10 protein-coding genes are annotated in these 15,590 nt (G+C 45.0%); all 10 read left to right on the top strand.

What is annotated here, in order from left to right:
• Nucleotides 1-39: 39 nt before the first annotated feature.
• The 10 genes from ABXS70_RS14965 to nusA all read left to right on the top strand — a co-directional run bounded on the left by ABXS70_RS14965 (nt 40) and on the right by nusA (nt 15,579).
• Nucleotides 40-807 (top strand): isoprenyl transferase, encoded by a 768-nt coding sequence (locus ABXS70_RS14965; RefSeq protein WP_342555492.1) that lies wholly within the window; start codon nt 40-42, stop codon nt 805-807.
• Between the two features lie 16 nt (nt 808-823).
• Nucleotides 824-1,618 carry a phosphatidate cytidylyltransferase gene (locus ABXS70_RS14960; protein WP_342555493.1) on the top strand — a complete coding sequence of 265 codons (795 nt, stop codon included), beginning with the start codon at nt 824-826 and terminating at the stop codon, nt 1,616-1,618.
• Nucleotides 1,619-1,691: 73 nt separating this feature from the next.
• On the top strand, nt 1,692-2,840 hold the full coding sequence (locus ABXS70_RS14955; protein ID WP_342555494.1) for a 1-deoxy-D-xylulose-5-phosphate reductoisomerase: 1,149 nt from the start codon (nt 1,692-1,694) through the stop codon (nt 2,838-2,840).
• A 93-nt stretch (nt 2,841-2,933) separates the two neighbouring features.
• Nucleotides 2,934-3,155 carry a hypothetical protein gene (locus ABXS70_RS14950; protein WP_342555495.1) on the top strand — a complete coding sequence of 74 codons (222 nt, stop codon included), beginning with the start codon at nt 2,934-2,936 and terminating at the stop codon, nt 3,153-3,155.
• Between the two features lie 194 nt (nt 3,156-3,349).
• Entirely contained in the window at nt 3,350-6,286 is a 2,937-nt protein-coding gene (locus ABXS70_RS14945; protein WP_366288851.1) for a type 2 lanthipeptide synthetase LanM family protein, read from the top strand.
• Between the two features lie 123 nt (nt 6,287-6,409).
• The gene (gene rseP / locus ABXS70_RS14940) at nt 6,410-7,645 is read left to right on the top strand and encodes an RIP metalloprotease RseP (protein ID WP_342556301.1); all 1,236 of its coding nucleotides are present in this window, start codon (nt 6,410-6,412) and stop codon (nt 7,643-7,645) included.
• A gap of 62 nt (nt 7,646-7,707) precedes the next feature.
• Nucleotides 7,708-9,162 carry a proline--tRNA ligase gene (proS, locus tag ABXS70_RS14935; protein ID WP_342555497.1) on the top strand — a complete coding sequence of 485 codons (1,455 nt, stop codon included), beginning with the start codon at nt 7,708-7,710 and terminating at the stop codon, nt 9,160-9,162.
• 151 nt (nt 9,163-9,313) lie between these two features.
• Nucleotides 9,314-13,636, top strand: a complete 4,323-nt coding sequence (locus ABXS70_RS14930) for a PolC-type DNA polymerase III (RefSeq protein ID WP_366288848.1) — start codon at nt 9,314-9,316, stop codon at nt 13,634-13,636.
• A gap of 260 nt (nt 13,637-13,896) precedes the next feature.
• Nucleotides 13,897-14,358 (top strand): ribosome maturation factor RimP, encoded by a 462-nt coding sequence (gene rimP / locus ABXS70_RS14925; RefSeq protein ID WP_342555499.1) that lies wholly within the window; start codon nt 13,897-13,899, stop codon nt 14,356-14,358.
• Nucleotides 14,359-14,481: 123 nt separating this feature from the next.
• On the top strand, nt 14,482-15,579 hold the full coding sequence (gene nusA / locus ABXS70_RS14920) for a transcription termination factor NusA (RefSeq protein WP_090923835.1): 1,098 nt from the start codon (nt 14,482-14,484) through the stop codon (nt 15,577-15,579).
• The last annotated feature ends 11 nt before the right edge of the window (nt 15,580-15,590 follow it).

The raw sequence follows: 15,590 nt of genomic DNA, 5'->3' as shown, positions 1-15,590 counted from the left end.
TTCAGATGAAGAAACTTCAGGGATTTTGGAGGAACAGGAATGATCAAACGGGTTCGGTCGTGGTGGAATGGGGCTGACAAGCAGGAAACGCTGACTATATCCGAGGATAATATCCCGCAGCACGTCGCCATCATCATGGACGGCAATGGACGATGGGCCAAACGTCTGGGACTCCCGCGTATAGCAGGGCACCAGAACGGTATGAAGGCAGTTAAACGTGCAACCATCGCGGCGGATGAACTGGGCATCAAATATCTGACGATGTACGCTTTTTCGACAGAAAACTGGACGCGTCCAAAAGAAGAAGTGGATTTTCTGATGAGACTTCCGCAAGAATTTTTGGCTATAGAACTGGATGAACTAATCGAAAAAAATGTACGCATCCGCATGATGGGGCATGAGGAGCATTTGCCTTCGCATACGGTTAATGCTTTGCGGGAAGCGATCCGTCTTACGGAACATAACACAGGTCTTGTGTTGAATTTTGCGATGAACTATGGAAGCCGCCGGGAGATGACGGAATGTGTGAAAGAAATCGCTCTGCAGGTGAAGTCGGGGGAACTGGCTGCAGAAGATATCACACCTGAACTTATTGACAAACATATGCTGACCGCAGATATGCCCGACCCGGATCTGTTGATCCGAACGAGCGGAGAACTGCGTCTAAGCAATTTTATGTTATGGCAGCTTGCGTATAGTGAATTATGGTTTACGGATATATACTGGCCCGAATTTGGCAAACAGCATCTGCTTGAAGCAGTAGCCGAATATCAGCGCAGAACAAGGCGTTACGGCGGTTTGAAATAGATGGAGGATGAAGCCGTTGAAACAGCGATTAACGACTGGAATTATAGCAGGTGTGTTGTTTTTGGGGTTTTGTATGCTTGGCGGCCCTTGGTATCACGGGTTGGTCTTGCTTATGGCTCTCATCGGTTATTATGAATTTGTAAAAATGACCGGGGTGAGGCCTTTTTCTGGTTCAGCCCTGATTGGATATGCTGGAATTATCTCTATCGTATTTCCTTGGGAAATGGTATGGGATGAAAGACCGTTATCCTTGTTTCAAATATTGTGGATTGTCATGCTGGTTCTGATGACCGCTTCGGTGGTGACCAAGAACAGACTACCGATTAATACAATCGCTATGCTTTTTATAGGGGTGCTGTATATTGGCACAGGGTTCTATTACATTGCAGAATCCAGACATTTAGTTCATGGATTGTTTTGGACATTTCTGCTGCTTGGCTCGATCTGGGCGAGTGATGCCGGAGCTTATTTTGTAGGGAAATGGATCGGAAAAAATAAGCTTTGGCCTTCAATCAGTCCGAATAAAACAGTAGAGGGAGCCATTGGCGGTATTGTCATTTCCACTATGACTTCAGTTGTATTTGCTCTGTCTTCTGATGGCTTGCTCTCTTGGGAGAGAGCCATTGTGATCGGAATAGCCTGTGCAGTCGTTGGCCAGATGGGTGACTTGATCCAATCGGCCTACAAACGTGTATACAACATTAAAGATTCAGGTAATCTTCTACCAGGACATGGCGGTATTCTGGATCGATGTGACAGTTGGATCGTGGTGTTTCCATTTGTACATATTCTGATGTTACTGCCTTATTAGAAGAGCACAAGTAGTCTGGATTTACAGGCGCGGGCACAGCAGGCGTGGGATTCATTAGAGGTGAGGTGCAGCAATGAAAAAAATAGCGATTCTTGGCTCGACAGGCTCAATCGGTACGCAAACTCTGGATGTTGTTGATATGCATCCAGACCGCTTTCAAGTGGAAGCCCTGGCGGCCGGAGGTAATACGGACCTGCTCATTGAACAAGCGAGACGTTATCAGCCCAAAAAGATTTCAGTAGGCTCCAAGGAACTGGCTGACAAGGTTGCTCCATATGTGCCAGCGGGGACGAAGCTGTATTACGGTTCGGAAGGACTCATTGAAATTGCGGCAGGAACGGAAGCAGAAACCGTTGTTACAGCAGTCGTAGGAAGTGTAGGACTGGAGTCTACTCTTGCGGCAATCGAGTCTGGCAAACAGATTGGGCTTGCGAATAAGGAGACTCTGGTTACAGCGGGCCATATCGTTACAGCAAAAGCTGCGGAAAAAGGGGTTTCCATTTTACCTGTAGACAGTGAACATTCGGCCATCTTTCAATGTTTGAACGGAGAGCATCGCTCAAGTGTGGCGGGGATTACACTGACGGCGTCAGGTGGTTCATTCCGTCATCTTACACGAGAGCAGCTGCAGCATGTTACCGTTGAGGATGCGCTTAAGCATCCAAACTGGTCTATGGGTTCCAAAATTACGATTGATTCCGCAACGATGGTTAACAAAGGCCTTGAGGTTATTGAAGCTCATTGGTTGTTTGGGCTTGATTACGAACAGATTACGGTACTGCTTCACCCAGAGAGCATTATTCATTCCTATGTGGAATTTGAAGACACAAGTATCATTGCACAGCTTGGTACTCCAGATATGCGTGTCCCGATTCAATATGCACTGACCTACCCTGATCGTATCTCTTCTCCGGCTAACCGATTGTCACTTGCCCAAGTGGGACAGCTTCATTTTCGAGAGATGGACCTGGATCGTTTCCCTTGTTTGAGAATGGCATATGAATGTGGGCAAATGGGGGGGACGGCAACGACGGCGTTTAATGCGGCCAATGAGGTTGCAGTGGCGAGGTTTTTAAAAGGGGAAATTTCATTTTTGCAGATTGAATATATTTTAGAAGAAATTCTTGAAAAACATATCACTATCCAAAATCCTAGTGTAGAGCAAATCATCCATTCAGACGAAATTTGTCGCAGCGCAGCGAGTTCTTTGCGTTTTATTTGAGCTGTATGCAGCAGGTTTGAATAAACTGGCTATTAATCTTTTTCTGTGGTATATTATGGGTGTATTATATCTTTCTTAGGAGGTTTTATAATTATGAGCGTACAAGAACAAATTATGGCTATGCGTAATCCTGAGTTCAGAGCTGCTTTTGCTGATTTCGAACATCCGTCTGGTTCGGTGAGTGAAGCCAATCTCGTTAACATGGTATCTGACCAAGAAAACGATCCTGAATTTATTTCAATCACGATTTACAGATGCCCGTCTCTTTTTTGTGAGTCCGTTCTTTCTTGTAAAACGGTAGGATGTATGGCCTAATTTTTTTGAGAGATTATAGCAGGATTTTATATGTATTATATTAACGAAAAAGGTCACTTTTCCAGATCAATAATTGATCTAAAAGTGACCTTTTTACTTATGTACAGAGTGCACTGTAGACCAGGCTTGACTTTCGATGTGAAGATCTGCTCCTTAGAAGGTATAATAAGTCCGTTATATTAGGAGGGTTACTGTTGAATAGTAGTGCAAATAATATAGATTTCAGAAAAAAGCTTATAGAGACATATGGCTCCGATGCCAAGGCTGGAACGAAAGCAAGTCAGGATTGGGTGGAAACCATTGACAAGATATTAAATCTGTCTAGTATTCAAGATTACCCGAATCAGACCCAGAAGCTGTTCAGTTCATTTTTTCAATCTTTTCTCACGTTTGCTCAGATGCGTCTTGATGCTTTGCTGTTAAAATACGAATCACTTCAACGCAATAGAGATTCATTGATGCACGGCTGGTATGAAGAGCTCTATTCAAAATTGTTTAACTTGAGTGTTCGAACATTAATTCAGGAGCTGCATATCGCAAGATTATCTGGAATTTTGCAGGGGGATACACCTGGTGACCGCTATCAGTACTATAATACGGTACTATTGAATGATAAAGCATATGTCGAATCGGTTTTTATGATGTATCCGGTGTTAGCTAAATTAATGACTGAAGAAACGACAAGATTCATTGAATATCATACAGAAATCATTACCAATCTGAATAAGGATTTAAATACATTACAAAATGAATTTAATAGAGAATATCTTTTCTTGGAGAGAATTTCAACAGGGGTTGGAGATACCCATTCTAAGGGTCGTTCTGTAAGCATACTCTACTTTGGTGATGGAAATAAATTGATCTATAAGCCTCGCTCTCTCAAGATTGATACAGGTTTTGAAAAGCTGATGAACTGGGTCCATGAAACCAATCATACGATGAACTACAAAACAACGAAATCAGTGGATTGCGGCGCATATGGCTGGCAGTCATACGTAGAATACACAAGTTGTTCTTCCAAAGAAGAGGTTGCCCGTTATTACCATCGATATGGAGGATATGTGGCCTTATTGTATGTTTTAGGCTCGAGAGACTTTCATTTTGAGAATATTATTGCCGATGGAGAGTTTCCAATCCTCATCGATATGGAAACCTTATTTTCCAATCGAGTTGTGTCCGAAACGAATGAAGATTGGCGGAAAGTGTTTCTTGATGAGATGGATCGTTCAGTGTTCAGCAGCATGTTAATTCCCTTCAAGCGGACGCCGCAGGAGGATACGGACACGAGCGGTCTTGGTAATTGGGGAGATCAGAACAATGAGTTGATCAGTGAAGTGATTGATTCTCCTTTCACAGATGAAATGAAATTAGTAAACAAGAAAATAACGAAAGAACCCGGACGTAACAGACCGCAATTTCAAGGACAGTATATAGGCTTTGAGATGTATATTACCCAAATCCAGGAAGGTTTTGCGGAGATGTATCAATTCATTAACGCATGTAAAGATGAATTCGCATCAGTTCATGGACCGTTGAAGGATTTTGAAGATGTTTCAGTGAGAATGATATTTAGATCGACTAATGACTACGGGGAATTTCTTAAATCAAGTTTACATCCGGATTACCTCCAAAAGCTGTCTAAAAGAATTCAATTGTTTGAACACTTTCAAAGGAGTTCAGTATACACGCCTTACTACAGCAAAATTGTCCCTTATGAAATGGATTGTTTACTGCAGCAGGAGATTCCTGTATTTAACTTTGACATGGAATCTCGACATATCACGATTCAGTCCAGCAAGGAGATTGTACACCTTGGTTTCAAAGCAGCAGGGCTGGAAAGAGTTCACGAGCAGTTAGACAGACTTAGTAAACAGGATTTTGAGAAACAATTAAGATATTTAAAGATGTCACTTACCTCGTTTGGAAAATCTCTAAATGGGATGAACTCAAATGCTGTTGAGCAGCAGGTAGACAGCCATGGGGATTTTTTGAAAGCGGCCATGAGGATTGGCGATGAGTTAATTGCACATGCAGCATGGGATCAGGATAAAAAAACGATCATATGGGTTGATCGTAAACCGATCACAGATGGTGGACATTACATCGGGATTTTAGAGCCTTCTTTATATGATGGTTCTCTTGGAATTGTGCTGTTTCTAGCTTATCTCGGCAATGAATCGGGAGATTCAAGATACAGCGCTTTTGCCAAAGAAGCGCTTCAAACCTGTCTTGATACGATAACGGATGTGCAGGAGAAGAATCTTTCTCTTTTTAGCGGCTTGTTGGGATACGCGTATACGCTGATTCAGGTTTCGTTTCTATGGAAAGAGCAGAAATATTATAAAGAAGCTTTAACATATATAGATAAAATAAGGTCCATAATTAAAGATGACAAGCAGCTTGATGTGGTTGGTGGCAGTGCTGGAGCTGTAATACTGCTTACTCAACTGTACTCACAAACCTCCAATGCCGAATTCAAACTACTGGCTTGTGAATGTGGAGAGCATCTTAAACGTGAATTAGAGGATCGTAAGGAAAATAACAAAGTGCTGCTTAACGGACTATCACATGGACTAAGTGGATATGCTTGGGCATTCGTTGAACTATGGGCCATTACTGGTTTGCAAGAGTATAAAAGCTTTGCTAAGCTGTTACTGGAGATGGAGCGAAGAGACTACAGTCGAACGAATAATAATTGGCGTGACAAACGATCGGAACAGCCAAATGAATTTCAAGCGGTTTATTGGTGTCACGGAGCACCTGGTATTGGGCTCTCAAGGCTCCATATGTTACAAAGAATAGATGACTCCGATATGCTTGCTGAGATTGATGCGGCAAAATCCAAAATAATAGAAGATGGGCTGCATTTGCCTCCATTTATGTGCCACGGGAGTCTGGGTAATATAGATATCTTATTATCTATGGAGAACATACTCGGTTCAGCAAGAGATTCCAAAACAGCGCAGGAGCTTGGCTTTGAAATTTGCCTGAAGTATAATAAAATCTCAGCAAAGGATTTTCCATTAGGGCTTATGACTGGAATGGCAGGCTTCGGTTATGGTTTACTGCGATTGAATAATCCTGAGATTCCTTCTATTCTGTCGCTGGAAATTCCAGAACTTAATGTATAGGAAGGAGCCTGAAAAACTTCTTGGTAATTAATTAAGAATAATGTTATTCTAGAGCATGCATAATAAGTTAAGGAGGTGTAGTGTTTGTTAGAGACTCTTAAAATTGCGATCTATATATTCATCATGTTTTTTGCTATTGTAGCAATTCATGAATGGGGCCATTATTATTTCGCTAAGCGCGCTGGCATTTTGGTTCGAGAATTTGCAATCGGATTTGGTCCTAAAATGTTCTCATATAAGAAGGGTGAAACGCAATTCACGTTTCGGCTACTGCCTTTTGGCGGGTATGCTAGAATGGCGGGTGAAGATCCGGAAACTTTAGGGATTGATGCAGGTCAAACCATATGTGTAAGAGTTAAAGACGATAAAGTCGAAAAGATCTTTACAAGCAATCTTGAGAAGTACAAAAATGTTATCAAAGGTGAAGTTTTGCGGGCAGATCTTGAACAGGCTCTGATTATTGAGCTTGATGTTGACGGAGAGCGTACGCTGTATTCGGTCGATCCTCAGGCTGTCATTGTAAGTAAAAACTCTAGCATGCAGATTGCGCCTAAAGATCGCTGGTTCAACAGTAAAACTGTAGGGCAGCGCGCCTTAGCCATTTTTGCAGGTCCTATGATGAATTTTATTCTTGCATTTGTATTATTCGCGATATTTGTGCAGGTGAGTGGTGTTCCTGTTGAGAATCCTTCCTACATAAAAATAGCAGATGTTTCAGCAAACACTCCTGCAGAAAAGGCTGGATTTCAAGATGGAGATATCATTAAGAGTATCAATGGTGTCTCAGTTGGAGTAGACCAGCAGAAGGTTATTGCTTCAATCTCCGAGTCGAAGGATAAACCGATGAGTTGGACAATCATTCGGGACGGGAAGGAACTTGATGTTTCGGTTACTCCTACCGGATTACCAGGACAGGAGGGCGGAAAGGTCGGTGTTTCACTCGGGTTCCCTACGAGACAAGCTGGCTTTTTTGAAACCTTTGCGCTTTCTGGCAAGTATACGGTTGAAACTTCTAAGCTGATTTTCAAAGGACTGCAGCACCTTGTGCAGAACTTTGCGCTGGATGATATTGGTGGGCCTGTCAGAACCATTGAGTTAACAGGCGAAGTCGCTAGATCAGGTTTGGATCGTCTGTTGTACTGGAGTGCAATGATCAGCATCAATCTGGGGATATTTAATCTGCTTCCAATCCCTGCACTTGACGGCAGCCGTCTTATTTTCTTGGGCATTGAAGCCCTTCGCGGCCGGCCGATTGATCCCAATCGGGAAGGTATGGTGCATTTTGTTGGATTCGCGATGCTTTTTGTACTGATGCTGGCTGTAACATATAATGATATACTACGTTTAATTAACGGATAATTACGGTTTGATTGCGCACTGAGGAATCAGTGCTGGTCGTTATGGGAGGACGCTGGAGTCTTATGTCAAAGGAAAATGATAAACAGTTCGTAACTGAAATTACACCGCAGGGAGAAGATTTCTCTCGCTGGTACATTGATGTTATTAAAAAAGCAGATCTGATGGACTACTCACCGGTCCGCGGTTGTATTGTGTTCAAACCGGACGGATTTGAAATCTGGGAGCACATCAAGGATGAGATGGATCGCCGCTTCCGCGAAACGGGCCATCGCAACGCATACTTCCCGATGTTTATTCCGGAGAGCTTTTTCCAAAAGGAAAAAGAGCATGTGGAAGGTTTTAACCCTGAACTGCCTTGGGTAACCGAAGCAGGCGGAGAAAAGCTGGAAGAACGTTTGGCTATTCGCCCAACGTCTGAAACCATTATTGGGCATATGTATTCCAAATGGATTCAGTCCTATCGCGATCTGCCGGTATTGATCAACCAGTGGGCTAACGTCGTTCGCTGGGAAAAAAGAACGCTGCCGTTCCTACGTACCAGTGAATTTTTGTGGCAGGAAGGTCATACAGCGCATGAAACGGAAGAAGAAGCTCGCGAAGAAACGATGAAAATGCTTGAGATTTATCGTGAGGTGGTTGAAGAATACCTTGCTATTCCGGTCATTACAGGCCAGAAAACGAAATCCGAGAAGTTTGCCGGTGCGGTGGATACCTTCTCGATTGAAGCGATGATGAAGGACGGACGTGCGGTACAGGCTGGTACTTCTCACTACATGGGAACGAACTTTGCTAAAGCGTTTGAAATTCAATATTTGAGCCGTAACAATGAGCTTGAACTGGCACATACCACTTCATGGGGGACCAGCACTCGTTTGATCGGAGCTTTGATTATGGTTCACGGAGATGACCGCGGTCTTGTGCTTCCACCAAAAGTTGCGCCTACTCAAGTGGTTATGATTCCAATTGGACCACCGAAAACCCGGGATGCCGTTGTAGGACGTGCAGACGAGCTCTTCGCGGAGCTGAAAAAAGCGGGCATCCGTGTGAAGATGGATGATCGCAGTGACGTTCGTCCGGGATGGAAATTTAATGAATACGAGATGCGTGGTGTTCCGATTCGTCTGGAGATTGGTCCGCGTGATATGGAAAACGGCGTTTGTGTGCTCGTTTCACGGATTACCGGAGAGAAGAAAGTGGTCGAGCAGGCGAATCTGCTGGAAGAAATTCAATCTATGCTGACACAGGTACAGGCTGATATGCTTGAACGTGCACGTACATTTATGTCGGATAACTTCTATTCGGTAGATACCCTGGATGAGATGAAAGAACTGATGGAGAACAAACGCGGCTTCACCCTCGCCGGATGGTGTGGTTCGGAATCATGCGAAGATAAAGTTAGAGAAGTTACGGGTGCAACCAGCCGGAACATTCCGTTCCAGCCTGCTGAGGAAAAGCACACATGTCTGGCTTGTGGCGAACAGGCGAAACACACCGTTGTGTTTGCAAGAGCGTACTAGTCAGAAGAGCTTGACAAAGAAAGCTTATTCACTGGTTTAAGTCATGAATGAAGAGCTTCTGTCGGATAAAATGGATCGGTGCGGGTTCGGATCGGGGACATTTTTGAATACAGGGGCTTTTCATGTTTTAAGGGGGTACAGGAGGAACACAATGAGTGGATTCGAGGAGAAGAGAAAACGGTTTGAGTTGTTGATGAAACAGGCAGAGCTTCCGTCAGGTTTGACAGACCCTTATTTCCTGGATGGCTGGATTGAACAGGTCGAGACAAATCGCACGAATCGCGAATGGCATATTCAGATTGGTAAGGATACGCTCGTGCCTGCACCAATCTATCGAACGTTCAGTCTGCATATTCAAGAGAAAATGAATCATATTGCAAAAATAACGTTTGCCTTTAAGTATTCGGAAAAGGTACTCGCGGGCGATATCGTGAATGAATACTGGAACCTTTTTCTGGAGTGGGTTACGCGTGAAATTCCGTCCGTAAATGGCTGGATGAACCGGGCAACCATCGAATGTGAAGCGGATCTGCTCGAGCTGACGATGAGTGATTCTACTTCAATGGAACTGGCACGCAAGAAACAGATTGACCAGGCTATAACGAGGTTCTATGAAAAGTACTTCCACCTGCCTTTGCGCATCAAAATGCAGGTAGGTGAAGCAGGAAGCAATAGAGAGGCCATGGAACAGTTCCAGGCTCAGAAGAAGGTCGAAGAGCGGCAGGTTATCGAGAAGATGATGAGTGAAGTCATCGAGACTGAAATGCCGGAAGATGAAGAACAGGGCGATGTGCGGCTGCAGATGGGTTATGAGATCAAAGAACCAGCTGTGCCTATGCAGGAAGTCCAGGATGAAGAGAAAAAAATCACACTTCAAGGGACGATATTTGGTCTGGACCGCAAGGAATTGCGGAATGGAAATACGCTGTTCACCTTCTACCTGACGGACTTTACGGATTCGATGCAGATGAAGATGTTTGCCAAAACCAAAGAGGATGTCAAAATTCTCAGCCTGCTTGCGAATGGAAAATGGGTAAAAGTTCGCGGACGTGTAGAGTACGATCGGTTCATGCAAATTCCGGAACTGGCTATGATTCCTTCGGATCTGACAGAGATCAAGGCACCGCCGTCCCGTAAGGATACAGCCGAGGAGAAACGGGTTGAATTCCACCTGCACTCCACAATGAGTACGATGGATGCCGTAACATCTATTGATAAATATGTGAAAACAGCTGCGGAGTGGGGACACAAAGCGATTGCCGTTACTGATCATGGCGGTGTGCAGGTTTACCCGGAAGCATCCAAGGCAGCGAAGAAAAATGGGATTAAAATGATCTATGGTCTGGAAGCCAATGTGGTGAATGATTCCGTAGCCGTAGTTCTGAATCCGCAGGCGATTGATTTGAAAACGGCCACGTATATCGTATTTGATATTGAGACTACCGGTCTGTCGGTCACTCAGAACAAAATCATCGAGATTGCGGCAGTTAAGGTGCATGAAGGGAAAGAGATAGATCGATTTGCCACTTTTGTCAATCCGCATGAACGGATTCCGTACAACATTCAGCAGCTGACAAACATAACGGATGAGATGGTAAAAGATGCACCAGAGCTTGAACCGGTTATTCGTGACTTTGTTACCTTTGCAGGAGATGGAGTATTGGTCGCGCACAATGCACGGTTTGATATGGGCTTTATTCAGGCCACGCTCAAAAATCTGAACATGCCTGAGATGCCAAACCCGGTACTTGACACACTAGAGCTGGCGCGGCTTTTGTATCCAAAAATGAAAAATCACCGGTTGAATACGCTCGCGGACAAGTACAAAGTAGCGCTGGAAAGCCATCACCGGGCGATTGACGATACGATTGCTCTCGCAGGTATCCTGAATGGCCTTATCAATGATGCTGCTCAATTAAAAGGTCTGACGATGCTGGACCGATTGAACGATTTTGTCGGTGTGGACTTATCTAATACACGTCCTTTCCACTGTGGAATTTATGCTTTGAATGATGTAGGCAAGAAAAATCTGTACAAGCTGGTATCCCTGTCTCATACAGAATATTTCAAGCGTGTTGCGTGTATCCCGAAGTCCAAATTGGTAAGTCTGCGTGAAGGGCTTGTTGTCATATCCGGTTGTGAAAAAGGCGAGTTCTTTGAGGCTGTATTAAACAAATCGGTGGAAGAGGCGGAGGAGATTGCCGAATTTTACGACATTCTGGAGATTCAACCTCTGACCATGTATATGCACTTGGTGGACAAAGGACTTGTCGCCACGCCTGAAGAACTGAAACTGGCGGTTCGTAAAGTGGTCGATATCGGAGCAAAACTGAATAAACCGGTTATTGCTACAGGCAATGTGCATTACCTGGAACCAAGAGACAAAATTTATCGGGATATTACGATTCATGGTATAACAGGATTCAGTCCGCTTAAAGATCAGCGCAAACCTGATGCCCATTTTAGAACGACAGCCGAAATGCTGGAGGAATTCCAGTTCCTTGGTCAAGATAAAGCGTATGAGGTTGTGGTCACAAACACGATCGAGCTGGCTGACCGTTTCGAGGAAATCAAGCTGTTCCCGGACAAGCTGTTCACACCCATTTTGGAAGGTGCGGACGAAGAGATCCGAAACACTTGTTATAATACGGCCAAGTCGATCTATGGCGAAGATTTGCCTGAAGTCATTGTGGCGCGGCTGGAGAAAGAACTGCAGCCAATCATCAAATATGGATTCTCTGCCAACTACCTGATTTCGGAACGATTGGTGAAAAAATCGAATCAGGACGGTTACCTGGTAGGTTCAAGGGGTTCGGTAGGTTCGTCCGTTGTAGCGACCTTTCTGGGAATTTCAGAGGTTAATCCGCTTCCGGCTCATTATATCTGTGTGAATCCGGAGTGCAAGCACAGTGAATGGTTCCTGGACGGCAGTGTACCGAGTGGGTTCGACCTTCCGGAGAAACCTTGCCCTAATTGTGGGGGCAGCCTCAAAGGGGAAGGGCAGGATATTCCGTTTGAAACCTTCCTTGGGTTTAAAGGGGACAAAGTTCCCGATATCGACTTGAACTTCTCGGGGGATTATCAACCGCATGCCCATAACTACACGAAAGTACTTTTTAGTGAGAAGAGTGTATTTCGTGCAGGGACGATCGGTACGGTTGCGGAGAAAACAGCATTTGGTTTTGCGAAGAAATATGAGGAAGAACATCATAAGAAATGGCGCGGGGCTGAGCTGAATCGTCTGGCTTCCGGTTGTACAGGAGTGAAGCGAAGTACAGGACAGCACCCCGGCGGAATTGTTGTTGTTCCGGATTACATTGAAGTGGAAGATGTCACTCCTGTTCAGTATCCGGCAGATGATGTAACAGCCGAGTGGAAAACAACCCACTTTGACTATCACGCTTTTGAAGAAAATCTGCTGAAGCTTGATATTCTGGGACACGATGATCCGACGATGATGCGTATGCTGCAGGATCTCACAGGTGTTGATCCAACAACCATTCCGATGAATGATCCCAAAGTAATGAGCATGTTTAACTCCACGGATGCCCTTGGTGTAACGCCGGAGCAGATTCGCTCTCCTGTTGCGACCTTTGGTGTGCCGGAGATGGGAACCAAATTCGTACGTCAGATGCTTGTCGAATCTCAGCCGTCATCTTTTGCCGATTTATTGCAGATTTCGGGACTATCTCACGGTACGGGAGTTTGGCTGGGCAATGCCCAGGACCTGATCAAAAACGGCACATGTAACATCAAAACCGTTATCGGCTGCCGGGATGACATCATGCTGTTCCTGATCTACAAGGCGGGAATGGATGCGAGTCTGGCCTTTAAGATTACAGAGAGTGTTCGTAAAGGGCGCGGACTGCCGCAGGAATGGATTGACGAGATGAAGAACTGCAAAGTGCCGCAGTGGTATATTGATTCCTGTCTCAAAATCCAGTACATGTTCCCGAAAGCCCACGCGGCTGCTTACGTAATTTCGGCGGTACGTACAGCATTTTTCAAGCTGTATCATCCGATTGAATATTATGCAACTTACTTTACCGTTCGTGCAGACGAGTTGGACATCGAGTTGGTGTGCCAAGGTTATGAGGCCATCTATCGCAAAATCGTAGAGATTGAGCAGCTCGGCTTCCAGGCACCGCCAAAAGAGAAAAACATGCTGCCTGTTCTTGAAATGGCACTGGAGATGTCCGCCCGCGGTTTCTCGCTTAAACCGATTGATCTGTACCGTTCGGAAGCGACAAAGTTCATCGTGGATGGAAAGTCATTGATTCCTCCATTCTCCGCACTTGCAGGGATCGGGGATAACGCGGCACGTAATATTGCCGCTGCCCGTGAACATGGTGAATTCTTGTCGATTGAGGATTTCCAGCAGAAATCGAAAGCGACCAAAACGATTGTGGAGCTGCTTACGAACATGGGATGTTTCCGAGGTCTGCCTGAGAGCAACCAGCTTTCCCTGTTCTAGACGAGCTGTGATCAACGTGTTTTGAATGACAGCTCCGGGGTCGATCTGATTTTTCCTTCATTAGTGGGGCCGCTGTGCAGAGGATCGCTTACTTGTCACTATTACCAGACTATGTTATAATTTTTGAAGTGAACGAGATAGTACGAATTTCTGAAGAGTGGGGAAACCCACTCTTTAGTCTTTGGTATACATGAATCTTGGGTATTTAATCATCTGCCAGCGATTCTAGCTGGTGTAACCTAAGTTGGAGGTTATCGGTTTTGAGCACAACGAATATTAAATCTACCGTGGAAGAAATGATCCAACCCTACTTGAATGAACAAGGCTTCGAGCTGGTTGACATCGAATACGTCAAAGAAGGCAGCAGCTGGTTTTTACGGGTGTATGTCGACAAAGAAGGTGGAATCGACATCGACGATTGTGTCTTGATCAGCGAAAAGCTGAGCGCCAAGCTGGATGAGAACGATCCGATTCCATCTGTCTATTTCCTTGAAGTGTCTTCTCCCGGTGCGGAACGTCCACTGAAAAAAGCGGAGGATGTTGCCAAAGCTGTAGGCAAAAATGTTTTTGTTACAACCTACGAGCCGGTGAATGGAATGAAGGAGTTCGAAGGCAAGCTGATATCCTTTGATAACGGGGAACTTGTCATCGAAGCAGGCAAAAAGCAGCATACCATTTCTTATGAAAAGGTTGCCAGCGCGCGTTTGGCTATTTTGTTCTAAGTGCCTTGTTCACTTGATTAATGAAAAAGACACATCTCACGTTAACGGCAAGGTGCTCACAAGTTGCGAGCCTTTCGCCGTTTTACGTATGAGATGCCATGTTTGAAAGGGGGATCAACATTCATGAGTATGGATTTTATTGAAGCAATGAATGAATTGGAACGGGAGAAAGGGATCAGTAAGGATGTGCTTTTTGAAGCGATTGAGGCTGCACTTATCTCCAGCTACAAGCGTAATTTCAACACTGCACAGAATGTACGTGTGGACATGAACCGCAATACGGGGGTTATTCGGGTGTATGCCCGCAAGCTGATCGTGGAAGAAGTTCTGGATTCGCGCACCGAAATTTCACTACCTGCTGCACGGGAAATTAACCCACACTTCCAGTTGGAAGATATTGCGGAGATTGAAGTTACGCCGCGCGACTTTGGACGTATCGCCGCACAGACGGCCAAACAGGTTGTTACCCAGCGGATTCGTGAAGCCGAACGCGGCCTGATCTACAATGCTTTCGTAGATAAGGAAGAAGATATCGTTACGGGAGTAGTGCAGCGTCAGGATTTGCGCAATATCTACATCGATCTGGGCAAAATCGAAGCGGCTCTTCCGCTCACCGAATTAATGCCGAACGAGAAGTTTGTTCATGGTGACCGCATCAAGGCGTATATCACCAAGGTCGAGAATACGACTAAAGGGCCGCAAATCATTTTGTCCCGTACTCATCCTGGGCTTTTGAAACGTCTCTTTGAATTGGAAGTACCCGAAATTTTCGACGGCGTAGTCGAAATTCGCTCCGTTGCCCGTGAGGCAGGGTTCCGCTCCAAAATTGCAGTTCATTCCCGCAATGAGGAAGTGGACCCGGTTGGATCATGCGTAGGTCCAAAAGGAATGCGCGTGCAGACCATTGTGGGTGAGCTGCGCGGTGAGAAAATTGACATCGTTCGTTATTCCGAACAAGTGGATGAATATGTGGCTAATGCACTGAGTCCTTCCAAAGTGTTGGAAGTTCATGTGTTCGAAGAGGAGAAGATGGCTCGGGTGATTGTTCCTGACTATCAACTGTCTCTTGCCATTGGCATCAAAGGTCAAAATGCCAGATTGGCAGCCAAATTGACAGGCTGGAAAATCGACATTAAGAGCGAGAGCCAGGCGGAGCAGGAATTCGGCAGAGAAAAAGATTCTTCTTCGGAAATGCATCAGGATTCCGTCTCCGTCGACTAAAGGAAAGCACG

The sequence above is a fragment of the Paenibacillus sp. AN1007 genome, assembly GCF_040702995.1.
In the GTDB taxonomy this organism is placed as follows: Bacteria; Bacillota; Bacilli; order Paenibacillales; family Paenibacillaceae; genus Paenibacillus.
Note: the sequence above shows the minus strand (reverse complement) of the source record. Positions and strands in the feature narration are given on the sequence as shown.